This is a genomic window from Chitinimonas naiadis (assembly GCF_054780835.1).
On record NZ_BAAGVO010000006.1, the window covers coordinates 17,191 to 41,975 of the forward strand.

Here is a 24,785-nt window from a genome sequence, read left to right on the forward strand (position 1 = left end):
AGGTTTTTTCAAGATAGGCTTTAAAGATAGACGCTGCGGCCGCCATCGACATTGATAATCTGGCCGGTAATATAAGGCGCATCTTCGACGAGGAACTGGATGGTGCGTGCCAGGTCGTCCGGCTCTCCCACGCGCCTGAGCGGAATGCTGCTGATGATGCGCTGGCGGTGAACTTCGTCGAATACCGACTCATCGTCGGGCCAGACGTTGGCGCCCGGTGCGACGGCGTTGACCCGGACTTCGGGCGCCAGGTCCCGCGCCAGGGCTCGGGTCATGGCCACCACGCCAGCCTTGCCTATCGTATAGACCGCATGGTGGCGCATCGGGCGGTCGACCAGGATGTCGGCGATGCTGACGATGCAGCCCTGGGTCTTCTTCAATTCCGGTGCGGCGGCCTGCGAGAGGAACAACGGTGCTTTGACATTGCTGCCGATCAGGTCTGTCCAACTGTCTTCACCAATGTCACCAACCGGCGTGGGGAAGAAGCTCGACGCATTGTTGATCAGTGCATCCAGCCGGCCGAACTGGCTGATGGTCTGCTGTACCAGTACCGGCAGGCCGGCGATATTGAGCAGGTCGGCCTGGGTCAGGGCGACCGACTGAGGACGTTGCAGGTTCAGTTCCGCTGCCAGGGTGCGGGCTTCCTTGCCAGAGCTGCGATAATGCAGCATCACGTTCCAGCCGGCGCCATGCAGGCGCCTGACGATACTGGCGCCCACCCGCTTTGCACCACCGGTTACCAACACTACTTTGCCTTGCATGTCTGGCCCTCGCTAAACTGCCTGCCTTGAATCCCTGCGAATCTAACATATGACTTCCCTTCCGGTGCCCGATGCGGCGCAGCTCGCTGCCAGCCTATCCCTGCAGGCCCTCATCCGCGCACAGATCGCAGTTGCCGGCGGTTGGTTGTCGTTTGCAGACTATATGCGACTGGCCCTCTATTCGCCGGGGCTGGGTTATTACAGTGGCGGTAGCCGCAAGTTCGGCGAGGCGGGCGATTTTGTGACGGCGCCGGAGCTCTCGCCGCTATTTGCGCAGAGCCTCGCGCAGCCGGTAGCGCAGGTGCTGGCCCAGACGCAAGGGGATGTACTGGAGGTTGGGGCTGGGAGCGGGCGGCTGGCGGCGGATCTGCTGCTGGAGCTGGCGCGGCTGGAGCAATTGCCGCGCCGCTATCTGATACTGGAGTTATCCGGTGAACTGGCTGAGCGGCAGCGCGAGACTTTGTCGCAACTTGCACCAGCCTTGCAGGATCGGGTCGAGTGGCTCGGTGCGCTGCCGCAGGATTTTGTGGGTTGCATCGTGGGCAACGAAGTGCTCGATGCCATGCCCTGCATGGTGCTGCACCAGCAGGAAGGCGTGTGGCTCGAGCGGGGGGTGACCTGGGGTGACGATGGTCTTGGGTGGCAGGATCGACCGCTGGATGATGTTTCCCGCCTTGGTGTACTGGCGGGGCTGACGCTGCCGGATGGCTATGTCACGGAGTTGCAGTGGGAGGCTCAGGCCTTTGTGGCCAGCCTGGCGGCCTCTGTTTTGCGAGGCGCGCTGATCCTGCCGGACTATGGCTTTGTGGCGGCGGAGTATTACCACCCGCAGCGTCACAAGGGCACGCTGATGTGCCATTACCGGCACCACAGTCACGACGATCCTTTCCACCAACCCGGGCTGGAGGACATCACTACCCATGTCGATTTCTCGGCCATCTACCAGGCCGCCGAGCAGGCGGGTTGGCAGCTTGAGGGCTATACCTCGCAGGCCTCCTTCCTGATCGATGCCGGTATTCTGGAGCGGATGGCCGGGCTTGACCCGGACACGCCATCCTATTTCAAAGCGGCGGCTGCAGTGCAGAAGCTGCTGAGCCCCGCGGAGATGGGCGAGTTGTTCAAGGTGATCGGCTTCTCCAAGGGTTTGGCTTTGCCGGCATTGCTGCCGGGTTTCCGTCGGGACGACCGCTCCGGAGGGCTCTAGTCCGTTGGTTGATGGCAACTCTCTGCATCAATTTCACATTCGGGTATTGACGCCGAGAGGTTCGCTAAGGATAATCGCGCCCTCTTTGTTGGCTATGTAGCTCAGTTGGTTAGAGCACAGCACTCATAATGCTGGGGTCACTGGTTCAAATCCAGTCATAGCCACCAGGTTTATAGAAGCCCGTTGCCGTAAGGCGACGGGCTTTTGCCTTATGCGCTTTCGTTCTGCAAGGCGTACTATAAGGCCTTGATTTCAGGGTGGATTAGCGTGAGCAAGAAAGTCTTCATCAAAACCTTTGGCTGCCAGATGAACGAGTACGACTCGGACAAGATGGTAGACGTGTTGAACGCTGCGGAAGGTTTGACCAAGACGGACAACCCTGAAGAAGCCGATGTGATCTTGTTCAATACCTGTTCTGTGCGCGAAAAGGCGCAGGAGAAGGTGTTCTCGGATCTCGGTCGGGTGCGCGAGCTCAAGCTGCTGAATCCCAATCTGGTGATCGGCGTCGGTGGTTGCGTGGCCTCCCAGGAGGGTGAAGCCATCGTCAAGCGCGCGCCGTATGTGGACGTCGTGTTTGGTCCGCAGACCTTGCACCGGTTACCTGAACTGATCGCCCAGAAGCGCGCCACCGGTGCGTCGCAAGTCGATATCTCCTTTCCCGAGATCGAAAAATTCGACCACCTGCCGCCGGCGCGTGTCGAAGGCGGCACTGCTTTCGTCTCCATCATGGAAGGCTGCTCCAAGTTCTGCTCCTTCTGCGTGGTGCCCTATACCCGCGGGCAGGAGGTCAGCCGTCCCTTTGAGGACGTGTTGATCGAAGTCGCCGGCCTTGCACAGCAAGGTGTCAAGGAAGTGACCCTGCTTGGTCAGAACGTGAATGCCTATCTCGGCAAGATGGAAGACGGCGAGATCGCCGACTTCGCCTTGCTGCTGGAATACGTGCATGAAATTCCCGGTATCGAGCGCATCCGCTATACGACCAGCCACCCCAAGGAAATGACCCAGCGGCTGATCGATTGCTACAAGCATCTGCCCAAGCTGGTGTCGCATCTGCATTTGCCGGTACAGGCAGGTTCGGATCGTACCCTGGTGAACATGAAGCGTGGCTACACCACGCTGGAGTTCAAGGCTATCGTCCGTAAGCTGCGCGAAGCGCGGCCGGATATCTGTCTGTCCAGTGACTTCATCGTCGGCTTCCCTGGGGAGACCGATGATGACTTCGAGCGCACCATGAAGCTGATTGAAGACGTGCGCTTCGATGCGAGCTTCAGTTTTATCTACAGCCGTCGTCCCGGTACGCCGGCGGCCGATCTGCCGGATGACGTCAGCCATGAAGACAAGGTCAAGCGTCTGATGCGGCTGCAGGCCCGGATCGAGGAATTCGCCCAGGAGGAAAACCGCCGCATGGTGGGTACCATCCAGCGTGTGCTGGTCGAAGGGCGTGCCCGTAAGGACGCGAGCGAACTGGCCGGTCGCACTGACAACAACCGTATCGTCAACTTCGTCGGCAACGACCGTTTGCTCAATCAGTTTGCCGAGGTGCTGATTACCGAAGCGATGCCGCATAGTTTGCGTGGCGAGATCGTCACCCGCGAGACGGTTGCTGCTTGATGGAATCGGCCGATCAGTTGCGGGTGGATGGCCTGCGCGTCGAGCGCGTCATGGATCTGCCCGCCGGTATCGAAGACCTGTGCGTACTCGGAGAGGCGGAGGGTTTCCGCTTCCTAGCCCGCCTGAGAGCGGACTGGTGTTGCGGCGACAACCGTTTCGACCAGGAGGGCGAGGCCTTCTTTGCCGTATGGATCGATGACCGCCTGGTCGGTATCGGCGGACTGAATCGCGATTGTGACGATGACACGCTAGGTCGGGTTCGTCGCGTCTACGTGCATCCCGATGCGCGCAGCCATGGCGTGGGCCATGCACTCTTGGCCGTGATCGAACAACACGCCATGCAACATTTCAAACGGCTGGTGCTCTATACCAATGCAGTGCCTGCCATGCACTTCTATGAGAGTCACGGCTATCGCCGCATCATAGGCCATCCGCAGCGCAGCCATGAGAAAAGGCTAAAGTAATGCGGGACTCTGCCGTCTGGTCCTCGCCTGACCTAGCCAGGTGCGATGCGGCATCGACGTGTTGAAGGCGCTTTGCTTGCGGCCCGACAGCCACGGTGAGGTGGTGGCAATAATTCAAGATCAAGGATGACATGACCACGCGCCACGCCACACGCGAACTGAGTTTTGAACCGATCGACAACGGCCGCCTCGCCAATCTGTGCGGTGCGCTGGATGAGAACCTGCGCCAGATCGAAACCGGCCTGGAGGTGGATATTGCCCGTCGTGGCGAGCACTTCAGCATCTCGGGCCGCATTGCCCAGACCAAATTGGCGGCAGAGCTGCTGGAGCGTTTCTATGCCATCTCCCGCCGGCCGGTCGAGATCGAGGAAATCCAGCTGGGCCTGATCGAACTTGCGCATCCCGCCGACGAGGTCAGCGAAGACGGCATGCCGAAATTGCTGACCAAGCGCGCCGACCTGCGCGGCCGCACGCCGCGGCAGAACCACTACCTGCGGGCGATCCAGGAACACGACATCACCTTCGGCATCGGCCCTGCCGGCACCGGCAAGACCTATCTGGCGGTTGCCAGCGCGGTTGATGCGCTGGAGCGGGATCTGGTCAAGCGGCTGGTGCTGGTGCGGCCCGCCGTGGAAGCCGGCGAGCGCCTCGGCTTTCTGCCGGGTGACCTGGTGCAGAAGGTCGACCCTTATCTGCGGCCACTCTACGATGCCTTGTACGATCTGATGGGGTTCGAGAAGGTGACCAAGCTGTTCGAGCGCGGCATCATCGAAGTCGCGCCGCTGGCCTTCATGCGTGGCCGTACCCTGAACCACGCTTTCATCATTCTCGACGAGGCCCAGAACACCACGCCTGAGCAAATGAAGATGTTCCTGACGCGTATCGGTTTCGGTTCCAAGGCGGTCGTGACCGGTGACGTGACCCAGATCGACCTGGCCAAGCATCAGAAGTCGGGGCTGATCGATGCCCAGACGGTGCTGCAGAATGTCCGCGGCATCGCCCTGCATTTCTTCAAGAGCGACGACGTGGTTCGTCATCCGCTGGTACAGAAGATCGTCGATGCTTATGAAAAGCGCGACAGCGCGATTACCCGGGACAAAGCGCCCGGTCAGACAGGAAACAGTCATGAGTAAGCTGGAAGTGTACGCCGTCGATGCTGATGGTAAGCAACGCAAGATCAAGGCCGAGGCACTGCGCCTGGTGCTGGGCGATGGCAGCGAACTGCAGCTCTTGGCCGACGAAGATGGCGTGCTGATCGGCACGCCCGCCGACGAGCACGTGCCGGTGCGTCTCGTGCTTCGGCCAGGTGCGGCCAACGCCATCCGCGTCGCTGTCGAGCGCGACGAAATGGCGATCAGCGAGATGCCGGACCTTGTGCCGGCGTCACTCGACGTCAGTGTGCAATATGCCTACAAGCCCAAGGGCGTGCCGGCCAAGAAGCTGATGAAGCAATGGGCCGCCGCTGCGATGGAAGCCGGACTGGATGCCTCGATCACGTTGCGAGTGGTCGACGAGGACGAGGGCCGCGCCCTGAATCGTGACTATCGCGGCAAGGACTATCCCACCAATGTGCTGAGCTTTGCCTTTAATGAAGGTGAGCCGGTACCAGGCATGGATAACGTCGTGATGGGTGACCTGGTGCTGTGCGCGCCGGTGGTTGAGCGCGAGGCCGCCGAGCAAGGCAAGACGCTGGAAGCACACTGGGCGCATCTGGTCGTGCATGGCGTGCTGCACTTGCAGGGCTATGACCATATGGATGACGTCGAAGGCGATGCCATGGAGGCACTCGAAACCGCCATACTGCAGACGCTTGGCTATCCCGACCCCTATCTGATCGAGAAAGGTGCACCGGACTCGGACTGAGCGCCGGTATCAGGACCCTCCCATGATCGACGGTTTCCATCACGTAGCCATCATCGTGTCCGACCTGACGGCCGCTCGCCGTTTTTATCTGGACGCGCTGGGTGGTGAAGAGATTGCCGCCCACTATCGGGCAGAGCGGGACTCCTGGAAGGTCGATGTACGCTTGCCCGACGGGGGGCAGCTCGAGCTGTTTACTTTCCCCGCTGCGCCAGCCCGGCCAAGCCGGCCTGAGGCGCGCGGCCTGCGCCATCTGGCGTTCCGGGTGCGCGATCTTGACACCATGCTGGGCCGTCTGTCGGCCCATGGTGTCGCGTTTGAACCGATACGCATCGATGAATACACCGATGCCCGTTTTACCTTCTGCGCCGATCCGGATGGACTGCCGATCGAGTTCTATGAACTAAAGGCGTTGTCACCGTCACTTCCCGGTGATGAACGCCGGCTATAATCCCCTAACTGCCACCTTCTCCAAAACCCATGGACTTACCCTCTAGTCGCTCGTCGGCCAAGCAAAACAACCATCACAAACCCAATTGGCTGGAGCGCCTGACCGCCTTCCTGCTGCGAGAGCCGGAAGACCGCGAAGAGCTGGTCGAGCTGTTGCACTCCGCCTTTGAGCGGCATCTGCTGGATGCCGATGCGCTCGCGATGATCGAGGGTGTGCTGCAGGTCGGCGACCTGCAGGTACGCGACGTCATGATCCCCCGCAGCAAGATGGACGTCATCGACGTCAACGACCCGCCTGAGCAGTTCATCCCCTATATCATCGAGACCGGGCATTCGCGGTTCCCGGTCTACGAAGGCAGCAAGGACAACATCCTTGGCATTCTGCTGGCCAAGGACCTGCTGCGTTACTACGCCGGCCACACGTTTGCGGTACGTGACATGCTGCGACCCGCGGTGTTCATTCCCGAATCCAAGCGCCTCAATGTCCTGCTCAAGGAGTTTCGGGCCAACCGCAATCATCTGGCCGTGGTGGTCGACGAGTACGGCGGCGTCGCGGGCCTGGTGACCATCGAGGATGTCGTTGAGCAGATCGTTGGCGATATTGAAGACGAGTACGACTTCGATGAGACCGAAGACAACATTATCCAGGATCGGCAGGGACGCTGGCGGGTCAAGGCGATGACGCCGGTGGCCGATTTCAACGATGCTGTTGGGGCGGGCTATAGCGACACCGATATCGATACCGTGGGTGGTCTGGTGGTGGCGGAATTTGGCCGCGTACCCAAGCGCGGCGATGCGCTGAGTTTTGGCGGCTACCATTTCCAGGTGCTGCGCGCGGACAGCCGTCGCATCCATAGTCTTCTGGTCGAGCGTGAAGCGGCCCAGCAGCTGGCTGAAGCGGCGTGAGTCGCACCCGTACGGCCTTGCGACTGGCCGCTGGCCTGTTGCCGCCGGCCCTGATCGGCGCGATCGCGGTGTTCGCCTTTGCGCCGTTCTACTTCTGGCCCCTGATCCTGGTCTCGCTGGCCTTGCTGTTCGGCCTGGTGGATGTCGCCGCCACGCCGCGGCGTGCCGCCTTGGTGGCCTGGGCGTGGGGCCTTGGTTATTTCAGCGGCACCATCCACTGGATCTACATCAGCCTGCACACCTATGGCGGCATGCCCGCCATCCTGGCGGTGCTGGCCGTGTTGGGCCTGGCCGCGTTCCTGGGGCTCTATCCGGCATTGGTCGCCTGGCTGGCCAAGCATCTTGCCGGCCGTTCACGCAGTGCCTTGCTGCTGGCCGCGCTGCCGGCGTGCTGGCTACTGAGTGAGTGGTTGCGAGGCTGGCTGTTTACTGGCTTTCCCTGGGCCTCGGTTGGCTACAGCCAGATACCGAATGGTCCCTTGGCCGGCTATGCCCCCTTGCTGGGTATCTATGGCATCGGCGGCCTGATTGCCGTGTTGGCGGGGCTTGTCGCCTGGCTGATGGGCAGGCGTTTCGATCGACTCGGCGGGCTGGCCGTGGTCGCCGCCTTGGTGCTATGCCTGGTCGGTTGGGGACTCAAGCAGGTCGAGTGGACCGAGCCGCAGGGCAAGCCGCTCAAGGTCGCCCTGCTGCAAGGTGCCATCCCGCAGAATCGCAAGTGGGGCATGGAGGACCTGCTCTACAACCTCAATACCTACTACCGTATGGTCAAGGAGGCGAAGGCCGACCTGCTGGTCCTGCCAGAGACGGCTTTGCCTATCTTCCTGCATGATGTCGACACCTACTGGCCGGAATACTTACCCGCCATGCTGGCGCTCGCCAAGCAGCAGAACGCCGCCCTGATTGCCGGTGTGCCGCGGCTGGATGCCAAGAGCCAGCGTTATTACAACGGTGCCGTCCTGCTGACGGACCCGGACCGACCCGCCAACTACAAGGCGCACCTCGTGCCGTTCGGGGAGTTTGTCCCCATGCGGCCGTTGATCAGCTGGGTCTACGACAACCTGCTGCAGATGCCGTTGGCGGACTTCAGTTCGGGAGGCCCGGTGCAAAAGCCCCTGCAGGTGCACGATCAGCGCGTGGCTGCCAACATCTGCTATGAGGACGTGTTTGGCGAGGAGCTGCTGCCCAATGCTCGCCAGGCAACCATCCTGCTCAATCTGTCCAACCTGGCCTGGTTCGACGGTTCCGTGGCGCTCGCCCAGCATGGGCAGATCAGCCAGGCGCGTGCCATCGAGACCGGCCGGCCGATGTTGCGCGCCACCAATAGCGGCACAACGGCCGCCATTGATCAGCACGGTTACTATCAGGCCAAGCTGCCTGAACGGGTAGAAGGCATCCTGTATGCCAAGGTCCAGGGTCAGCACGGCGAAACGCCGTACATGCGCTGGGGCAATATGGCGGCCTTGCTGCTGGCCGTGATGGGGCTGGGCGCGGGCTTGTATCTGAGGCGCCGGGACTGAGTGTTGGCTTAGTCGACGCGGGAGACGGGCAGAAGGACGATCTGCGTGCCGGCAAGCCGGTCATGTAGTGTCTGTTTCTGCTTGTCCAGCATGGCCCAGAGCCAGGGCAGGGCTGCCAATACGCACGAGATCCAGAACAGCCACTTCATCTGCGGCACATGCTTGCTGTAGTACCAGAGCGGCAGGGGTGGCAGGTAGACCAGCAGGGCGATGATGAACCGGATCGTGATGGCACGGGCGCCGGGTAATTGATGATCTGCGCTGCGCAGTTGCAGTCGCCAGGTCTTCATCGCCAGCGTCTGCCCGCCTCGACCCCAACACCAGGCATAGTAGCCATACAGGATCGCAACCCAGTAAGCCCCCATCAGATTGCGCCATAGTGGCGAGGCTGCAATCTCGGTGGCGGGGATGCCCGCGCCGCCGAGCAGCAGCTGATAGGCGCCGCCACTGACCAGCAGTACGGCGCACAGCAGCAGGCTTTCATAACACAAGGCAACGAGTCGGCGCCAAAGCGGGGCCAGCGGGTGTTCTATCGGCATGACGGATAACAGCAGGAGAGTGAGGCCGCCACGATACGGCCTCGGCAGGGATACCGCCAGTTTTAGCCAGTGGTTTTGACTACGGTGTGGTGCTGGGGGCGGTAGCTGCCGGTGGCGCGGCCTGGGCCTGCTTGAGCTTTTCCTTCACCACGGCACGTTGCTCGGGCGGCAGTTTTTGGACCTTCTTGTAGTTATCGCGCGCTTTCTCTCGCTCGGCCTTGGTCAGGCTGGCCCAGTTCTTCAGTCGCATGTCGATACGGCCGCGCTCATCCTGCGAGAGGCTGGGATAGCGGTTGGCCAGGATAACCAGATGCTTGCGCTGGCCTGCCGAGTAACCGTTCCAGTCCTCGGCCAGCGGGGCAAGTACGCTGCGCTGTGCCGGTGACAAGGCTGTCCATGCGGGCACCGTAGGCTCGGCCGCCGCCCAGGCGTTCAGCTGCAGGGCCGCAAGCAAGGCAAGAACCAGGGCGCGCAACCGCATCAAGACTGACCTTGTCCAGGCATGTCGGCCTGTTCGGATAGCCAGGCCTCGATCGGTACTTCATCCGCCAGCAACTGGGTGTCCACATCGTCGTCGATAAAGGAGTCCGGCTGGCTGTGCCACAGCACCAGCCCCGCCATCAGCATGACGGCCACCCAGGCTGCCTGGCCGAAACGACGCGCACCCACCGGGTGGTGCAGTCGCCACGTCAGCAGGCCCGCGAAAATGCCGACCGAGGAAGTACTGCCTGCCTTGGCCAGCGCCTGTTCACGGGCAGCCGCAAGGCGCGTCTGCTGACGCAAGGTCAGCGGAAGCTCGGCCAGGTCCCGGCCAACTTCCCGGGCAACGCGTTCGGTATCGATCTGGTGGGTCATAGCCCTACCCCTTTTTCCTTCAGCCAGTTTGCCAGGGTGTGGCAGGCACGGGAGCAATGTGTTTTGACGCTGCCTTCCGAGCACCCCATGGCGGCAGCGGTCTGGGCAACATCCAGTTCCTCCATGTAACGCAGCAGGAAGGCCTGGCGTTGACGCAAAGGTAATTTTGCAATGCATTCATCGATCACGCGCCGGGTACTGCGTCGTTCGGCCTGCTCGTCAGGCGCCTGCAACGCTTCGCTGCTGGCCTCCACCTGCAGGGTATCCAGCGGATCGATTTCCTCATCGGCATCCTTGCCTGGCGCCAGTGCCGACAGCAGGCTGACCCACAAGGAACGAACCTTGGTACGGCGATAGTGGTCGCGGATCGCGTTCTGCAGTATGCGCTGGAACAGCATAGGCCATTCGTCGGCCGGCCGATCGGCGTAGTGTTCCGCGAGTTTGAGCATCGCGTCCTGAACCAGATCCAGTGCGGTGTCCTCATTCTGCACGGCGAACATGGCCTGGCGAAAGGCGCGGCGTTCGGCTTCGGCAAGGAATTGAGACAGTGGTTCCGGGGCGGTCAAGATGGGTCCATGGGTATCGGTGCGCGCGAATGATAGCAAAGCTACCGTCCTTGTTGCATTGCGGCACTTGACCGAGCGATGGCCGGTCGGCTATGTTCACGCAATCCTCTCCGCCACGGACGGTGCCCGCCAGCGACTCACTTGCAGGCACCACATCGGCAGCATGTCTCGATGTTCATCCGCCTGCCACAAGCAAGGTGCGATGACAGCCCGGTTGGCTTAGGCGCGCAGCTATGCGCGCCGGTTGAAAGTCCTACAGGCTTTTTTTGCTGCATTGGTTGCAGATCACAGTATGCGTTTCAAGTTGGTGTGAAGCAGGTGTTACTGCTTCGCAGTCGTTCCGGTAACGGTACGGCGGTTCGGCGTCTTTTCCAGGACGGCGGATGCGCATACCCGCCTGCACGGATGTGCGGGTTGATTCCGAGTCTGGCTGTTTACCACGCGACGCTGCGGTCTGTTTTGTGTCCCCTTTACCAAGGAAGACATTATGGAAATCTCCGGTGCGGAAATCGTCATCCGTTGTTTGCAAGAAGAAGGCGTTGAATTCGTCTTCGGCTACCCGGGTGGCGCTGTCCTCGAAATCTACGACGCTATTTTCAAGCAAGACAAGTTCAAGCATGTGCTGGTGCGCCATGAACAGGCCGCCGTACACGCCGCCGATGGCTATTCGCGCTCCAGCCACAAGGTTGGGGTAGCACTCGTCACGTCCGGCCCCGGTGCGACCAATGCCATTACCGGCATCGCCACCGCCTATATGGACTCCATCCCGCTGGTGGTGATCTCCGGCCAGGTGCCGACACCCGCCATCGGGCTCGATGCCTTCCAGGAAGTCGACATGGTCGGCATCACCCGGCCCTGCGTGAAGCACAACATCCTGGTGAAGGATGTGCGCGACATCGCCAGTGCCATGAAGAAGGCCTTCTATATCGCGACTACCGGCCGTCCCGGCCCGGTGATCGTGGATATCCCCAAGGACATCACCTTGGCCAAGGCGGAATTCCAGTACCCGCAATCGGTCAGCCTGCGTTCGTACAATCCGCCATCCAAGGGGCATCCCGGCCAGATCAAGAAGGCCGTCAACCTGCTCAACGAGGCCAAGCGACCGCTGATCTACATCGGTGGCGGCGCTGTGCTGTCCAATGCATCCGAACAGGTGACCGAGCTGGTCAAGATGCTGGGCGTACCGGCGACCAATACCCTGATGGGCTTGGGCGCCTTCCCGGGGACCGACCCACAGAACCTCGGCATGCTGGGCATGCACGGCCTGTATGAAGCCAATATGGCCATGCAGCACTGCGATGTGCTGATCGCCGTGGGTGCCCGCTTTGACGACCGGGTCATCTCGGTACCGTCGCACTTCCTGTCCGCCCCGAAAAAGATCGTCCATATCGATATCGATCCGTCCTCGATCGCCAAGCGCGTCAAGGTCGACATCCCCATCGTCGGCAATGTGCGCGATGTGCTCGACGAGATGCTGGCCCTGCTGCGTCAGTCCGGTGCCCGGCCGAATGCCGACCATCTGGCCGGCTGGTGGCGGCAGATCGAAGAATGGCGCGGTCACGACTGCCTCAAGTTCGACATGGGCAGCGACATCATCAAGCCGCAGTTCGTGGTGCAGAAACTGCTCGAGGTGACCGGCGGCGACGCCTTCGTGACCTCGGACGTGGGTCAGCACCAGATGTGGGCGGCCCAGTACTACCAGTTCAACAAGCCGCGTCGCTGGATCAACTCTGGTGGTCTCGGCACCATGGGTTTCGGCCTGCCGGCCGCCATGGGTGTGCAGCTGGCCAACCCGCACGATACGGTTGCCTGCATCACCGGTGAAGCATCGATCCAGATGAACATCCAGGAATTGTCGACCTGCAAGCAGTACCACGTGCCGGTGAAGATCGTGAACCTGAACAACCGCTACCTGGGCATGGTGCGGCAGTGGCAGGAGTTCTTCTACGGCAACCGCTACGCCGAATCCTACATGGATGCCTTGCCCGACTTCGTCAAGCTGGCGGAGGCCTATGGCCACGTCGGCATGAAGATCGAGCGGCCAGCCGATGTAGAACCGGCGCTGCGCGAGGCAATGCGTCTCAAGGACCGATTGGTGTTCATGGATTTCATCACCGACCAGACCGAGAACGTCTTCCCCATGGTGCAGAACAACCGCGGCCTCAGCCAGATGGACTTGCCGCCGCATATGCGCCACCTGCAACAAGGCACCGTCGCCAAAGAGCGCGACTATGGCAACCTGAGCTAAGGAGGAGAGAGACATGCGACATATTCTTTCCATCCTGCTGGAAAACGAAGCCGGCGCCTTGAGCCGGGTGGTGGGTCTGTTTTCGGCCCGTGGCTATAACATCGATTCCCTGACGGTATCGACAACGGAAGACCCGACCCTGTCGCGGATGACCATCGTCACCAGCGGTTCGGACGACGTGATCGAACAGATCACCAAGCAGCTCAACAAGCTGATCGAGGTGGTCAAGGTCATCGACCTGAACGAGTCCGATCATGTCGAGCGCGAGCTGATGCTGATCAAGGTGCGCGCGACCGGCAAGGACCGCGAGGAAATGAAGCGGATGGCCGATATTTTCCGCGGCCGTATCCTCGACGTGACCGAGAAGACCTACACCATCGAGCTGACCGGTGAGAGCTCCAAGCTCGACGCCTTCATCGACGGGGTCGATCGCACGCTGATCCTCGAAACCGTCCGTACCGGTGCTTCCGGTATCGGCCGTGGCGAACGCATACTGAAAATCTGATGACACAGGCCGGTGTGCCGACTGCGCCACCGGCCCTCCCCAAGCATACAAAGGAATAAAGCAATGAAAGTTTTCTACGATAAAGACGCCGACATCTCCTTGATCAAGGGCAAGCAAGTGACCATCGTGGGCTACGGCTCGCAGGGCCACGCCCATGCGCTGAACCTGAAGGACTCCGGCGTCAACGTGACGATCGGCCTGCGCAAGGGCGGGGCGTCCTGGAGCAAGGCCGAGAACGCCGGCCTCGCGGTCAAGGAAGTGGGCGATGCGGTCAAGAGCGCCGACGTGGTGATGATCCTGTTGCCGGACGAGAGCCAGCCCGACGTCTACAAGCACGATATCGAGCCGAACATCAAGCAAGGTGCTGTCCTGGCCTTTGCCCACGGTTTCAACATCCATTACAACCAGATCGTGCCGCGTGCCGACCTCGACGTGATCATGGTCGCTCCCAAGGGCCCGGGCCATACCGTCCGCTCCGAATACAAGCGTGGCGGCGGTGTGCCGTCCCTGATCGCCGTCTACCAGGACAAGTCGGGCAAGGCGCGTGATCTGGCGCTGTCCTATGCCGCTGCCAATGGCGGCACCAAGGGTGGTGTGATCGAGACCAACTTCCGTGAAGAAACCGAGACCGACCTGTTCGGCGAGCAGGCCGTGCTGTGCGGCGGTGCGGTGGAGCTGGTGAAGATGGGTTTCGAGACCCTGACCGAAGCCGGCTACGCGCCGGAAATGGCCTATTTCGAATGCCTGCACGAGCTGAAGCTGATCGTCGACCTGATGTACGAAGGTGGCATCGCCAACATGAACTACTCGATCTCCAACAACGCGGAGTTCGGCGAGTACGTGACCGGTACCGAGGTCATCAACGAGCAGTCGCGCGCTGCCATGCGCAATGCCCTCAAGCGCATCCAGACCGGTGAATACGCCAAGCAGTTCATCCTGGAAGGCAAGACCAACTATCCGTCGATGACGGCACGTCGTCGCCTGAACGCCGCGCACCCGATCGAAGTGGTCGGCGAACAACTGCGCGACATGATGCCGTGGATCAAGGCCAACAAGCTGGTGGATCAGAGCAAGAACTGATCGTAGCTTGTCGCTGCAATAGAAAAGGCCGGCTTAGCCGGCCTTTTTATTTCGCCATCGACACGGTCGATAGCGCGTCGAATCAGTGGCTCGAGGGCCAGTCGGCCATCTTCTCGCCCAGCCGTACGCCACCGGCAGGTGCCCAGGTGTTACTGAACGCCAGGTCCGATTTGGGGAACAGCAGGACAACCGTGGAGCCGAGCAGGAAGCGGCCCATCTCTTCCCCTTGTTTGAGCACGATCTGCTGGTCGCGGTAGTCCCATACTTCCACCGCGTGACGGCGTGGCGGATTGACCACGCCGTGCCATTGGGTCGCCATGCTGCCAACGATGGTGGCGCCGACCAGGGTCAGTACAAAGGGCCCGCGGGCCGATTCGAACACGCATACCACCCGTTCGTTGCGGGCAAACAGGCCCGGTACGCCACGGGCCGTGGCCGGATTGACCGAGAACAGCTCACCCGGCACATAGATCATCTGCAGCAGACGGCCTTCGCAGGGCATGTGGATACGATGGTAGTCGCGCGGGCTCAGGTAGATGGTCGCGAAGTGGCCGTCATCGAACTGGCGTGCCAAGGCGGCGTCGCCCCCCACCAGCGCCTGGATCGAGTAGTGGTGGCCCTTGGCCTGGAAGATCTGGTCACGCTCGATGGGCCCGAACTGGCTGATGGCGCCATCTACCGGGCAAACCAAGTCGGCGGGTGCCAGCGGCCGCGCGCCGTCCTTCAGTGCACGGGTGAAGAAGTCATTGAAGCTCTGGTAGCTCGCCGGCTCCGGATTGGCCGCTTCGGCCATATTGACGTTGTAGCGGCGGATAAAGGCACGGATCACCGAGAGGATCAGCGGGCTTTGCGGCCGGTTCGCCAATGCGCCGGCCAGGCGGGTAAGAACCAGCTTGGGCAGGACATATTGCAGTAGTACAAAAAGCCGCTCGGACACGGTCGACCCCGATAAAGTGAAGCTGCGCATTCTAACGCAGTGGCTACATGCAAAGACAGTTGCGCAAGGGCTCGGTTAAAATTGCGGCCCCGAATCGCCCTGCGCCTGCTGCTGATCAGTCCGGCCAACCGAAAGAGGCCAAACCATGCATCCCCCCGTCAAGCGCGCCCTGAATCTACGCCGCCAGAGCATCTACCTGCTACCGAACAGCTTCACCTTGGCCGCCCTGTTTGCGGGCTTCTACGCGATCGTGCAGGCGATGAACCATCGCTTTGAATACGCCGCCGTGGCGATTTTCATCGCCATGGTGCTCGATGGCATGGACGGCCGTGTTGCGCGGATGACCCACACCCAGAGCGCGTTCGGCGCCGAATTCGATTCGCTCTCCGACATGGTTTCGTTCGGCGTTGCGCCGGCGCTGGTGTCCTATGAGTGGATGCTGCGCGGTTTTGGCAAACTGGGCTGGATTGTGGCCTTCATCTACTGTGCCGGCGCCGCGCTACGGCTGGCACGCTTCAATACCCAGCTGGAGGTCGCCGACAAACGCTATTTCCAGGGTATGCCTTCGCCGACTGCCGCAGCACTGGTCGCGGGCTTTGTCTGGGTATCGCTGGAAATGGAGTGGGGGGGCGAGGTCTTGCGCTGGCTTGCACTGGTGGTGACGGCCTTTGCCGGGCTGACCATGGTCAGCAATGTGCGCTACTACAGCTTCAAGGAAGTGAATGTACGCAAGACCGTGCCGTTCGTGGTGCTGCTGCCCATCGTCCTGGGTCTCGTCGCCATTGCAGCCAGCCCACCGGTGGCCCTGTTCTGCCTGTTCGTCGCCTACGGATTGTCGGGCTACGTGCAGGCGATCTGGACCCGCCTGGCGCGCGCAAAGAAGGCTTGACCGCGTCGGGACAGACTCCTACTCTGTCAGACCGTACCTTTCTTGAGCAGCCCGATCGTGATGAGTCCCCGAATACTGTCCCTGCGGGCCGCTGCCTGAGTCCTGGCGCTGATCGCGCCATTGCATCAGACCCAAACTAGAACAATCAAACAGCCGCCCGGCCTCATGGCCCGGCGGCTGTTTTGCTGAATATCATCGTACTGGAGACAACAATATGAGCGAACGGCTGTACATCTTTGATACCACCTTGCGCGATGGTGAGCAGAGCCCAGGTGCCTCCATGACGCGGGACGAGAAGATCCGCATTGCCAAGCAGCTGGAAAAGCTCGGTGTGGACATCATCGAAGCCGGTTTTGCCGCCGCCAGTCCGGGCGATGCCGAGGCTATCCATGCCATCGCCGAGGTGGTCAAGGACGCTACCGTCTGCTCGCTGGCCCGCGCCAATGAGCGCGATATCCGTGCTGCCGGGGAGGCGATCAAGCCGGCGGCGCGTGGCCGTATCCATACCTTCATCGCCACCAGCCCCATCCATATGGAGAAGAAGCTGCGCATGGCGCCGGCGCAGGTGGTAGAGGCGGCGGTTGCCGCGGTGAAGCTCGCGCGCGAGTACACCGACGATGTTGAATTCTCGGCCGAAGACGCGCTGCGCTCCGAGCCGGAATTCCTCTGCCACATCTTCGACGCCGTGATCAAGGCTGGTGCCCGTACGATCAATGTGCCCGATACGGTGGGCTACGCCGTGCCTTACCTGACGACCGAATTCTTCCGTCGTCTGATCGAGGGCACCGCCAATGCCGATCAGGTGATCTGGTCGGCGCACTGCCATAACGACCTGGGCATGGCGGTGTCGAACTCGCTGGCTGCCGTTCTCGGCGGTGCACGCCAGGTGGAGTGCACCATCAATGGTCTGGGCGAGCGCGCCGGCAATGCTGCGCTGGAGGAGATCGTCATGGCGGTACGTACCCGCCGCGACGTGTTCGACCTGGAAACCCGGATCGATACGACGCAGATCGTCCCGACCTCCAAGCTCGTCTCCACGGTGACCGGCTACCCGGTGCAGCCCAACAAGGCCATCGTCGGTGCCAATGCCTTTGCGCACGAATCCGGCATCCATCAGGACGGCGTGCTCAAGCATCGCGAGACCTACGAGATCATGTCGGCCGAGTCGGTTGGCTGGAGCCAGAACAAGCTGACCCTGGGCAAGCTCTCGGGTCGCAATGCCTTCCGCAGCCGGCTGCAGGAGCTGGGCATACAGCCCGAGGGCGAAGAGGCGCTCAATGCCGCCTTCGCACGCTTCAAGGAGCTGGCCGACAAGAAGCGGGAGATCTTCGACGAAGACCTGTTCGCCCTTATTGGCGACACCGTGGCGACCGAACGCTTCAAGCTGGTCTCGCTCAAGGTGGTATCGGAAACCGGTGAACTGCCCCGCGCCAAGCTGGTGCTGGGGGACGACGGTCAGGAACGTGCCGGCGAAGCGGTCGGCTCCGGCCCGGTGGACGCCACCTTCAAGGCCATCGAATCGCTGGTGAACAGCGGTAGCGACCTGTTGCTGTATTCAGTCAACGCCATCACCAGTGGTACGGACAGCCAGGGCGAAGTCACGGTGCGCCTGCAGCAACATGGCCGGGTTGTGAACGGGCAGGGCGCGGACACTGACATCATCGTTGCGTCGGCTAAAGCCTATCTGTCGGCGCTGAACCGAGTGATCAGCGATGAAGTGAGGGCGCATCCGCAGGTCTGATAGCCAATATCTGTACCCCATCGGTAACGAGCCCGCCAAAGTGCGGGCTTTCTTTTTGTGTGTATGCATCGCGCTGCCACCCATGGTGCTCATGCGCATCGAGGTCATCGCAAGTTTCACCTGACGAGGGAAACCTACCCTGCATTACCGAGGTTCAGGTCTTACCGCGATGCTCCCGACGGATAAAACAACAGAGCCCGCAACAAGTGCGGGCTCTGAAGTAAAGCGTCGACTACTTACAGCGTATTGCTACAGGACAGGCCGCTGCCGTACGGGCTGGTAGCACCGGGAGGGGCGACTTGCTGGTTGCTGTAGTCCAATGCGGCACCGCCAAGCAGGATGGCTGCAGTGGCAGAGGCTTCCGTGCCTTGCACGGTAGCGCGAGCGGTCAGGGCAACACGTACCCAGAAGGCGCGATCCTTGGAGTAGGTCAGCTTGAAGAAGCCGCTACCCGTTGCATCGGTCGTCACCGAGGTCACGGTGCTGGCTACGAAGCCAGGATCCAGCACGCCGTTGCCGTTGGTGTCTTCACCGGGCTCCAGAATACCGTTGTTGGCGCCTACGCCGTTGGCAGGATCAACCAGCGAATCTTCACTGGCACAAGCCGTGGTGGGCAGAATCTGGCGGCAGGTCAGGGTCGCAGGCGTGGTGGTGGTATCCGACGACACAAGGAAGGTACCCGTCGGGCAGGCTGCAGTCTGGCTCTGGAACACCGAGGTGCCACCGATCGCTTGCCAGGTCGTGCCGTTCCAGAAGTGGAAACCCTTGTAAAAGTTGGTCGGCACGATATTGAGCGCAACAGTCGCACCGCTGACCGGGTTGCCTGCTGCATCGGTAACCAGTACCGAGTAGGGCAGGGCGTACTGTGTCGTATTCGGTACTTCGACCAGGTTACCGGTACCAACGCGAACGAACAGGGATTGACCAGATACCGTTAGCTTAGCAGTGCTCGAGATCGCGCCAACCATGGCGGTGATCACGACGCTGTCCTTGGAGCTGGCGGCGCTGCCAGCCGTATACGTGGTGCTGGTCTGCCCGAAGCTGTCCGTTACACCCTTGGCCACACTCAGCGTACCACCAGTGGTATCGCTCAGGTTGAAGCTCACAGTCTGGTTCTTCACCAGATTGTTCTTGGCATCCCGCACCGTCGCAGTGATGGACGTGTTGCCATTGGGCGCAACCGTGGACTTCTCGACCTGCAGGGCGATCTTGTCCGGCGTCGTGGCAACAAATTCGACCTGATACTGCGACGACACCGGCCCATAGGCAGCCGTAATCGTTGCACCACCCGCCGTGGAGGCCTGGATAGTGGTAGTCGCCGTGCCTGTCGCATCGGTCATCACGGAGCCTGCAGTCAGCGTGCCGCGGGTCGTGGTCAGGGCAACCGCTTTGTTGGCCTGGGGTACACCATTGACCAGGTAGGTAGCGGTCAAGGTAATCGGTGTGTTGAGATTGAACTCAGGCGTACCATTGGCCGGGAAATTAGCACCTGCTTGTGGTGCCGGCGCCGACAAGGTAAACGACTCGTTGCTGACATTCAGGAACAGGCCGCCACGTTCGTTGAGGGCCGATGCGCTGATGGCATCAACACCCGCCTTGGTGGCAACATAGGTCACCGTCGCTTGGCCGGAGGTATCGGTGGTGGCTGATGTCGCCGCCGCACCGTTTACCGTGAAGGTGTTACCCAGGCTGGAACCCAATGTCACGCTTTGGCCCGGAATTGCCTTGCCTGCGCCGTCTTGCAGCCTGATAGTCAGCTTGGTCGAGCTACCCAGCACCACCGAATTCACACCTGCGATAGTGATCTTGGTACCACTCACGACAACCGCTGCGCTGGCCTTGATGCTGCCGACAGACGCCACCAGATTGATGGTTCGGCTGGATTTGTCGCCGCCGCTGCTGAGCACCGCCGTAGCGCGACCGGACGCATCGCTCACGCCACCATTGGTGACGGTCACAGCACCCGAATCGGTTGTGAAGTTGACGGCCTGGCCGCTCACGGTATTGTTGTTCGCATCCTTGACCAAAGCGGTGAGATCTACGGTCGAGCTGCCGTCAGCCAGCAGATTGCCACTGCTGACCAGCAACTGGATGGAGGCAACGGCCTTGCCTGGGGTGGTATTGGCATAGCTCAGGGAGGCCGAGGTGCCTTGCGCCGTTGTCGCGGTGACGACAGAAGAGCCGACATTCGGTCCAGAACTCAGTTTGATCGTTGCAGTGCCCGTCGAATCGGTAATCCAGGTGCCGGACGCGGGTGTAAAGACGCCGATATTCGCATCGGTCTTGAAGGTAATGGTTTGGCCAACCTTCACCGCGCCTGCACCGTCAGTGAGAACCGCCGTGACGGTCGCACCGGCAGTTGCGGAGATCGAGCTATTGTCGATCGTCAGCGTGAGTTTTTCAGTCTTCGTTGCTGTCGTGGTCTCGCCACCAGGGCCGCCGCACGCTGCTAACGCAACTGTCGCCAAGACCAGGACATGCTGCCCTAGTCCGCGCAATGTATTCATTATGCGCATAACAGTTAATTCCTTTTCTGAGATTGATCGCAGAAGTCGTTCAAAGATAAGTGATATTTTTTAATGCAAACGACATTCAAATGGCATTTAACGCTAACTACGTTGCAAATGCAATCTTGACTGAACAAAAAACAAACCCCGCTGTCGCGGGGTTTGATCAGGGAATTAGGCTTTGACAATCGGCCTTGGCGCAAAACACAGTTACCTTGTCTGCCTTACTACTTATTGGTTCAGTAGTTCACGCCATGAAATACGTGCCCGCTTGTTCAGGCCCGGTGGGCTGAGTGCTTCCGTCGTACATTCACCCTTCAGGTTACAGTTCTTCAGCTTGGTTTCACCGTTGATGACAACCAGCGAAGGGTTGGCGGCATAACCCGCCTGGTTGCTGACGTATTTCACCGGAACACCGTTTTGCAGAATGAACGAGGCGCCGAGCTGACCTTCAAGATAGCCACGCGCGTAAGACTTGCCGGAATACCCCGGCAGGCAAACGTCGGTAACCGGCGTGCTGGAGTCAAACACCACGGCACCGAAGCGGGCGACAGGTTGAAGGACGATACGCTCTGCAAGATCCAGACCACTGGGTGCCTTCAGGTCGATATACCAGCCCAGACTGCCTGCAGAGGGGGTCAGGGCGCCCACCGTTTCCGCATCGCCAGCGTCCAGATTGGAACGCGTAACGGGCTGGCCGGACGGAAGCGGCAGGGTCAACGGTGTTGCACCTGAACCGTCGATAATCGCGTACATGGTCTGGGTTTGTTTGGCCTGGTTCTTGGTGCTGTCCCGATCATCCGGGCTCAGGTCCATACCGGTGCCGACAAATACCCAGCGACGGTCGGTTTCCGAATCCCACTGCACTGTCGGTGCCGTCGTAACCGGCTGCCAGTTGTTGCCATACAGGCCGTTGGCCACACTGGTGCCCGAGGCGGCAGGTGCCGTCAGCTTGGCGAGTTTCTTGATCGTCCAGTTGTTCTTGTTCAGATCGGAAACATCAATACGCCAAACATTGCCTTGCATGTCGCCACCGTACATGGCCAGCAGCTTTTCCGACGCAATGCTGTAGACGTAACCGACGATCTTGGCCAGGTTAAGCGGGTTGCTGGCGCTGAGGCCGGACTCCACCACGCAGTCGCCGGTGGTGGCGCAAGTCGGGGCAATCGTAAACTTCTTGATCACCTGGCCGGACTTGGCATTGAGCACCCAGACCGCGCCCTTACCGGAGGCATTGTTATAGCCGGAGGTTACGGCCGTGATCCAGCCATAGGTTTCCGAGCGGGAAATCACGGCGTTGCCGAAGCTGTAGCCCATGTCCGGGTCAGGTGTGCCACCGGAGGGCACACCGGCAAACTCCCAGAGGAACTTGTTGGCAGCGGTAGTTTCGGTAAGGGGGCTTGTACCGTTGGCCTCCTTGTCGCCGTAGGTCACATCCAGCGCAAAGTAGCCCTTGCCACCCTTGCCGAGCGCACCGACCAAGAGGGTGCGCCAGTCTGGAGCGCCATTTGAGCCGCCGGTAGAGGTGTCTGTCCGATTGAAGTCCACATCGTTGGTCTGCAAGGACCCGTCAATGAACGCGTGCTTCTTGGCCGGGGGGATGTTGATCTGCGGGGTGCCTCCGATGGGATAGCTGTAGGTTTGCAAACCATATTTGCTGCCGCCCTCGTCGAGATCGGAGTGTATGAGCAAGGATGGAATATAGGCCCATTCTTCCTTCCCGGAGTTGGCGGTCGCAACCTTGTTAATGCCGGTACCGGCCGCATTTTCAGCATTGAATGCGTGCAGCATGCCGTCATTGGCGCCGACATAAATCATCGGCGTACGAGTAGCTTTGGCTAGCTTGAAGGCATCGTAGCCGGGGTTCTCGCTATCCAGGTAGGCTTCCTTGGGGGTAGAGACCACCACCGGTTTGGCATTGACGATATCGCCGAGTATGCCCTGAGTCTTATCTCCGCTAGGGTTGGCGGTGATATGGTAGGTGTCATCACCGCGGCCGCGGAACAGCGGGAGTGTCAGGAGGGCATTCTCACGGACACCGGTGATGTTCTCCTCGTACTGCTGGCTACCACGCAGATATTCGAGTACCAGCTCGCTGTAGGCTTTGGTAATCGAAGGCGTTTGGCCTGTCAGAAAGGTATTGGCAACGCCGTCCTGCAGTACCGCTTTTTGAGCGGCTGTCAGGTTGTTGTGCAGGAAGGGCAGGGCGGTACCGGCGGTCGGCGAGCCCAAGAATATCTTACGACTGGTGAGCCAGCCGGTGGTTGCTGGGGTGGCTGGAGTGGTGCTGGGATCATAAGCACCGGCCTGTCGGTCCAGCTTGAGATGACCGCGCCAAATGGGCAGCAGCGCAACCGGCGGCGTCCCCGCCGTTACTTCGCTACCCGTAGTGGGGTCGAGCAAGACAGCATTCAGGCGACCGGTCCAGCTGCCGCTGCGGTAATTGGTTTTGTAGGAGACATTATTGTCATTGGTCAGTACCGGGGAGCTCGTTACTGGAGCCACGTTGAACACGGTATCGGCCGTAATATCTGCAAGGGTACGGCTTAAGCCCTGAGCCATGGCCGCAGCGTTATTGGCCGAGAAAAAAGTGCCCCGTCCATTGACTGCGGCATGCCACAGATCATCCGCTGTGGTAATTAGGTTATTGGCAGGGGAGGGCCAAGTCTGAGAACCATTCTTGATATTATAGAAGTCGTTTTTCGTACCATCTGTATTGGTTGCGTAGTCTGTCACATACTTCAATGTGCCGGCCACGCCCACACCGACAGTGTGAGTAACCATATTCCGGTAGAGATATGGAGGAGCTAAGCTGGGAGTATTGGTTGTACCATCGGAATTAGTAAAGGAGTCCCGATTGGGGTCAAGCTTGCGATAACTTGGCAATAGGTCGGACTTGTAATAATAAAGTGCAACGTCTGCAAGTGTATCTGTAGTGGTAGTCGTTCCAGTTGCTTGGTTATTGGACCATTGACCTTCCGAGGTATAAGGGCTACCTGTTGCTGGCGTACGTTTGCTGAAGGCGTCGCTACCGTTCGAATCCTGATCGCCTACATAGCCGCCAGTTGAGGTCGCGCTTGTCCAACCAAGATCGGCCGTTCCCTTCTTGTTGATAGGGTTGGTATTCCCGTTCAACTCATTCCAGTAACCGTCGGTGGACAGGATAGTGAAGTTCCGTTGACATTCTCCGCCAGTGGAGGGGCCATTTGCCAATACCGGTTGGTTTGTGTATCTATTGGCGAAGTAAAGGCCGGCACCAGACAGCGCCTCTCTTAAGGGAGTCGATCCGCTGGTGCCCAATCCATATAGCTTGGTGTAGAAGCTATTCTTCTGCGTTTGGTCCATCGTAGCGATAGGCAAGAAGGAGTTGATTGTTGAGCTGTTGGTGATTTGCCCTGGCGTGGTATCGATCGTCATATAGGCAAAACGCACGTCTGACGATAAATTTCGAAATGCGAAACCGACCGCGGTTTTCATCATCAGAAGACGATTGCGGTAGTAGGCAAACCAGTTAGCGTAGTTCTGCTGCTGTGCTGCTGTTAGGGTATTAACATCAACTCTGTTGAAGCTGGTCGTAGTTGCTGCCACGTTCTCCCTGCATTTTGAATCCGCATAGGAAGTTGGCGCCGTGGCGGTCGATTTGAGGTCGAAATAGAAATTCGATACGGGAATTGAACCGTTCCCGGTGAACGTAGTCAGGTCATACTTGGTTCCACCCGTTCCACCAAAGCCGTTGTCGTAGGCTGCGGTGTACCTGTTGGAAGATCCCGCGGGTACGTTGGCCATCGTCGCGATGACGCTACCGTCACCGTTGATCGGCGCCGCATAAACCGTATTGGGATTGTAGGCCAGTGCGTTGCAATGCCAGTTGAAATAACCAGCCTTGCCTGACATGTTGGTGCTGCCAGATGTAGCCTCGTCCGGTACATGGTGGCTAGCCATACTCCCTGATCGGTCCATCATGAACAGGATATTGGGCTTTACCAGATTCTGCTGGTTGATCGGCGAATTGGACAAGACGGGGCTGGCCGCCTGCACGCTGCAAATGCCTGCCGCAGCAAGTACGCAGACTAGCCGTACCAAGGGAAATCGTGTCGGTATTGGGTGCATGTCGAGTCTCCTTCAACCGCTATGCATGAAAT

At 60.1% G+C, this 24,785-nt stretch carries 21 protein-coding genes and 1 tRNA gene; 14 read left to right on the forward strand and 8 right to left on the reverse strand.

Annotated features, from left to right (window positions below; genetic code table 11):
* Positions 1 to 20: 20 nt before the first annotated feature.
* Entirely contained in the window at positions 21 to 761 is a 741-nt protein-coding gene (locus ACYVHK_RS19325) for a pteridine reductase (protein WP_460535492.1), read from the reverse strand.
* A 49-nt stretch (positions 762 to 810) separates the two neighbouring features.
* Between ACYVHK_RS19325 and ACYVHK_RS19330 the strand changes: the two genes are divergently transcribed.
* The 9 genes from ACYVHK_RS19330 to lnt all read left to right on the forward strand — a co-directional run bounded on the left by ACYVHK_RS19330 (position 811) and on the right by lnt (position 8,776).
* Positions 811 to 1,965 (forward strand): class I SAM-dependent methyltransferase, encoded by a 1,155-nt coding sequence (locus ACYVHK_RS19330; protein WP_460535494.1) that lies wholly within the window; start codon positions 811 to 813, stop codon positions 1,963 to 1,965.
* Positions 1,966 to 2,055: 90 nt separating this feature from the next.
* Positions 2,056 to 2,132, forward strand: a tRNA-Met gene (locus ACYVHK_RS19335).
* 100 nt (positions 2,133 to 2,232) lie between these two features.
* Positions 2,233 to 3,576, forward strand: coding sequence for a MiaB/RimO family radical SAM methylthiotransferase (miaB, locus tag ACYVHK_RS19340; RefSeq protein WP_460535496.1), 1,344 nt, complete (start codon positions 2,233 to 2,235; stop codon positions 3,574 to 3,576).
* Positions 3,576 to 4,040: a GNAT family N-acetyltransferase gene (locus ACYVHK_RS19345; protein WP_460535498.1), complete on the forward strand. Its 465-nt coding sequence runs from the start codon at positions 3,576 to 3,578 to the stop codon at positions 4,038 to 4,040. The genes miaB and ACYVHK_RS19345 overlap by 1 nt, the downstream gene beginning before the upstream one ends.
* Before the next feature lie 131 nt (positions 4,041 to 4,171).
* Positions 4,172 to 5,173, forward strand: a complete 1,002-nt coding sequence (locus tag ACYVHK_RS19350) for a PhoH family protein (protein ID WP_460535500.1) — start codon at positions 4,172 to 4,174, stop codon at positions 5,171 to 5,173.
* A 214-nt stretch (positions 5,174 to 5,387) separates the two neighbouring features.
* A complete protein-coding gene (ybeY, locus tag ACYVHK_RS19355) occupies positions 5,388 to 5,903 on the forward strand; it encodes an rRNA maturation RNase YbeY (protein WP_460535953.1) in 516 nt (171 codons plus the stop codon).
* A 22-nt stretch (positions 5,904 to 5,925) separates the two neighbouring features.
* Complete coding sequence (gloA2, locus tag ACYVHK_RS19360; RefSeq protein ID WP_460535502.1) at positions 5,926 to 6,351, forward strand: VOC family protein; 426 nt, start codon at positions 5,926 to 5,928, stop codon at positions 6,349 to 6,351.
* 29 nt (positions 6,352 to 6,380) lie between these two features.
* The gene (locus ACYVHK_RS19365; protein ID WP_460535504.1) at positions 6,381 to 7,256 is read left to right on the forward strand and encodes an HlyC/CorC family transporter; all 876 of its coding nucleotides are present in this window, start codon (positions 6,381 to 6,383) and stop codon (positions 7,254 to 7,256) included.
* Complete coding sequence (gene lnt, locus ACYVHK_RS19370) at positions 7,253 to 8,776, forward strand: apolipoprotein N-acyltransferase (RefSeq protein ID WP_460535506.1); 1,524 nt, start codon at positions 7,253 to 7,255, stop codon at positions 8,774 to 8,776. The genes ACYVHK_RS19365 and lnt overlap by 4 nt, the downstream gene beginning before the upstream one ends.
* A gap of 8 nt (positions 8,777 to 8,784) precedes the next feature.
* Here lnt and ACYVHK_RS19375 read toward each other — a convergent pair whose 3' ends face one another.
* From ACYVHK_RS19375 to ACYVHK_RS19390, 4 genes are all read right to left on the reverse strand, one after another.
* On the reverse strand, positions 8,785 to 9,315 hold the full coding sequence (locus ACYVHK_RS19375) for an RDD family protein (RefSeq protein WP_460535508.1): 531 nt from the start codon (positions 9,313 to 9,315) through the stop codon (positions 8,785 to 8,787).
* A 79-nt stretch (positions 9,316 to 9,394) separates the two neighbouring features.
* Positions 9,395 to 9,796, reverse strand: coding sequence for a DUF3106 domain-containing protein (locus ACYVHK_RS19380; protein WP_460535510.1), 402 nt, complete (start codon positions 9,794 to 9,796; stop codon positions 9,395 to 9,397).
* Positions 9,796 to 10,170: a DUF3619 family protein gene (locus ACYVHK_RS19385; RefSeq protein WP_460535512.1), complete on the reverse strand. Its 375-nt coding sequence runs from the start codon at positions 10,168 to 10,170 to the stop codon at positions 9,796 to 9,798. The genes ACYVHK_RS19380 and ACYVHK_RS19385 overlap by 1 nt, the downstream gene beginning before the upstream one ends.
* Positions 10,167 to 10,736, reverse strand: coding sequence for an RNA polymerase sigma factor (locus ACYVHK_RS19390; protein WP_460535514.1), 570 nt, complete (start codon positions 10,734 to 10,736; stop codon positions 10,167 to 10,169). The genes ACYVHK_RS19385 and ACYVHK_RS19390 overlap by 4 nt, the downstream gene beginning before the upstream one ends.
* Before the next feature lie 487 nt (positions 10,737 to 11,223).
* Here ACYVHK_RS19390 and ACYVHK_RS19395 point away from each other — a divergent pair, with 487 nt between their 5' ends.
* The 3 genes from ACYVHK_RS19395 to ilvC all read left to right on the forward strand — a co-directional run bounded on the left by ACYVHK_RS19395 (position 11,224) and on the right by ilvC (position 14,569).
* On the forward strand, positions 11,224 to 12,984 hold the full coding sequence (locus ACYVHK_RS19395; protein ID WP_460535516.1) for an acetolactate synthase large subunit family protein: 1,761 nt from the start codon (positions 11,224 to 11,226) through the stop codon (positions 12,982 to 12,984).
* Positions 12,985 to 12,997: 13 nt separating this feature from the next.
* The gene (ilvN, locus tag ACYVHK_RS19400) at positions 12,998 to 13,489 is read left to right on the forward strand and encodes an acetolactate synthase small subunit (RefSeq protein ID WP_331981310.1); all 492 of its coding nucleotides are present in this window, start codon (positions 12,998 to 13,000) and stop codon (positions 13,487 to 13,489) included.
* Positions 13,490 to 13,552: 63 nt separating this feature from the next.
* Entirely contained in the window at positions 13,553 to 14,569 is a 1,017-nt protein-coding gene (gene ilvC, locus ACYVHK_RS19405) for an NADP-dependent ketol-acid reductoisomerase (RefSeq protein WP_460535518.1), read from the forward strand.
* 82 nt (positions 14,570 to 14,651) lie between these two features.
* On the opposite strand, the gene asd is transcribed toward ilvC, so the two are convergent.
* The gene (gene asd, locus ACYVHK_RS19410; protein ID WP_460535520.1) at positions 14,652 to 15,506 is read right to left on the reverse strand and encodes an archaetidylserine decarboxylase; all 855 of its coding nucleotides are present in this window, start codon (positions 15,504 to 15,506) and stop codon (positions 14,652 to 14,654) included.
* Positions 15,507 to 15,651: 145 nt separating this feature from the next.
* Between asd and pssA the strand changes: the two genes are divergently transcribed.
* Positions 15,652 to 16,395 (forward strand): CDP-alcohol phosphatidyltransferase family protein, encoded by a 744-nt coding sequence (gene pssA / locus ACYVHK_RS19415; RefSeq protein WP_460535522.1) that lies wholly within the window; start codon positions 15,652 to 15,654, stop codon positions 16,393 to 16,395.
* A gap of 214 nt (positions 16,396 to 16,609) precedes the next feature.
* On the forward strand, positions 16,610 to 18,136 hold the full coding sequence (locus ACYVHK_RS19420; protein ID WP_460535524.1) for a 2-isopropylmalate synthase: 1,527 nt from the start codon (positions 16,610 to 16,612) through the stop codon (positions 18,134 to 18,136).
* A gap of 236 nt (positions 18,137 to 18,372) precedes the next feature.
* Here the strand turns inward: ACYVHK_RS19420 and ACYVHK_RS19425 are convergent, their stop codons facing one another.
* Positions 18,373 to 20,652, reverse strand: a complete 2,280-nt coding sequence (locus tag ACYVHK_RS19425) for a beta strand repeat-containing protein (protein ID WP_460535527.1) — start codon at positions 20,650 to 20,652, stop codon at positions 18,373 to 18,375.
* A 222-nt stretch (positions 20,653 to 20,874) separates the two neighbouring features.
* Positions 20,875 to 24,753: a pilus assembly protein gene (locus ACYVHK_RS19430; protein WP_460535529.1), complete on the reverse strand. Its 3,879-nt coding sequence runs from the start codon at positions 24,751 to 24,753 to the stop codon at positions 20,875 to 20,877.
* Positions 24,754 to 24,785 lie beyond the last annotated feature (32 nt).

What these genes read in the sequence shown, in the direction of transcription:
- ACYVHK_RS19330 (WP_460535494.1), top strand. Translation starts at nt 811, where the DNA reads ATGACTTCCCTTCCGGTGCCCGATGCGGCGCAGCTCGCTGCCAGCCTA.
- pssA (WP_460535522.1), top strand. Translation starts at nt 15,652, where the DNA reads ATGCATCCCCCCGTCAAGCGCGCCCTGAATCTACGCCGCCAGAGCATC.
- ACYVHK_RS19425 (WP_460535527.1), bottom strand. Translation starts at nt 20,652, where the DNA reads ATGCGCATAATGAATACATTGCGCGGACTAGGGCAGCATGTCCTGGTC.
- ybeY (WP_460535953.1), top strand. Translation starts at nt 5,388, where the DNA reads ATGGCGATCAGCGAGATGCCGGACCTTGTGCCGGCGTCACTCGACGTC.
- gloA2 (WP_460535502.1), top strand. Translation starts at nt 5,926, where the DNA reads ATGATCGACGGTTTCCATCACGTAGCCATCATCGTGTCCGACCTGACG.
- ACYVHK_RS19345 (WP_460535498.1), top strand. Translation starts at nt 3,576, where the DNA reads ATGGAATCGGCCGATCAGTTGCGGGTGGATGGCCTGCGCGTCGAGCGC.
- ACYVHK_RS19350 (WP_460535500.1), top strand. Translation starts at nt 4,172, where the DNA reads ATGACCACGCGCCACGCCACACGCGAACTGAGTTTTGAACCGATCGAC.
- ACYVHK_RS19385 (WP_460535512.1), bottom strand. Translation starts at nt 10,170, where the DNA reads ATGACCCACCAGATCGATACCGAACGCGTTGCCCGGGAAGTTGGCCGG.
- ACYVHK_RS19430 (WP_460535529.1), bottom strand. Translation starts at nt 24,753, where the DNA reads ATGCACCCAATACCGACACGATTTCCCTTGGTACGGCTAGTCTGCGTA.
- ACYVHK_RS19325 (WP_460535492.1), bottom strand. Translation starts at nt 761, where the DNA reads ATGCAAGGCAAAGTAGTGTTGGTAACCGGTGGTGCAAAGCGGGTGGGC.
- ACYVHK_RS19395 (WP_460535516.1), top strand. Translation starts at nt 11,224, where the DNA reads ATGGAAATCTCCGGTGCGGAAATCGTCATCCGTTGTTTGCAAGAAGAA.
- ilvN (WP_331981310.1), top strand. Translation starts at nt 12,998, where the DNA reads ATGCGACATATTCTTTCCATCCTGCTGGAAAACGAAGCCGGCGCCTTG.
- ilvC (WP_460535518.1), top strand. Translation starts at nt 13,553, where the DNA reads ATGAAAGTTTTCTACGATAAAGACGCCGACATCTCCTTGATCAAGGGC.
- ACYVHK_RS19365 (WP_460535504.1), top strand. Translation starts at nt 6,381, where the DNA reads ATGGACTTACCCTCTAGTCGCTCGTCGGCCAAGCAAAACAACCATCAC.
- ACYVHK_RS19420 (WP_460535524.1), top strand. Translation starts at nt 16,610, where the DNA reads ATGAGCGAACGGCTGTACATCTTTGATACCACCTTGCGCGATGGTGAG.
- ACYVHK_RS19375 (WP_460535508.1), bottom strand. Translation starts at nt 9,315, where the DNA reads ATGCCGATAGAACACCCGCTGGCCCCGCTTTGGCGCCGACTCGTTGCC.
- ACYVHK_RS19380 (WP_460535510.1), bottom strand. Translation starts at nt 9,796, where the DNA reads ATGCGGTTGCGCGCCCTGGTTCTTGCCTTGCTTGCGGCCCTGCAGCTG.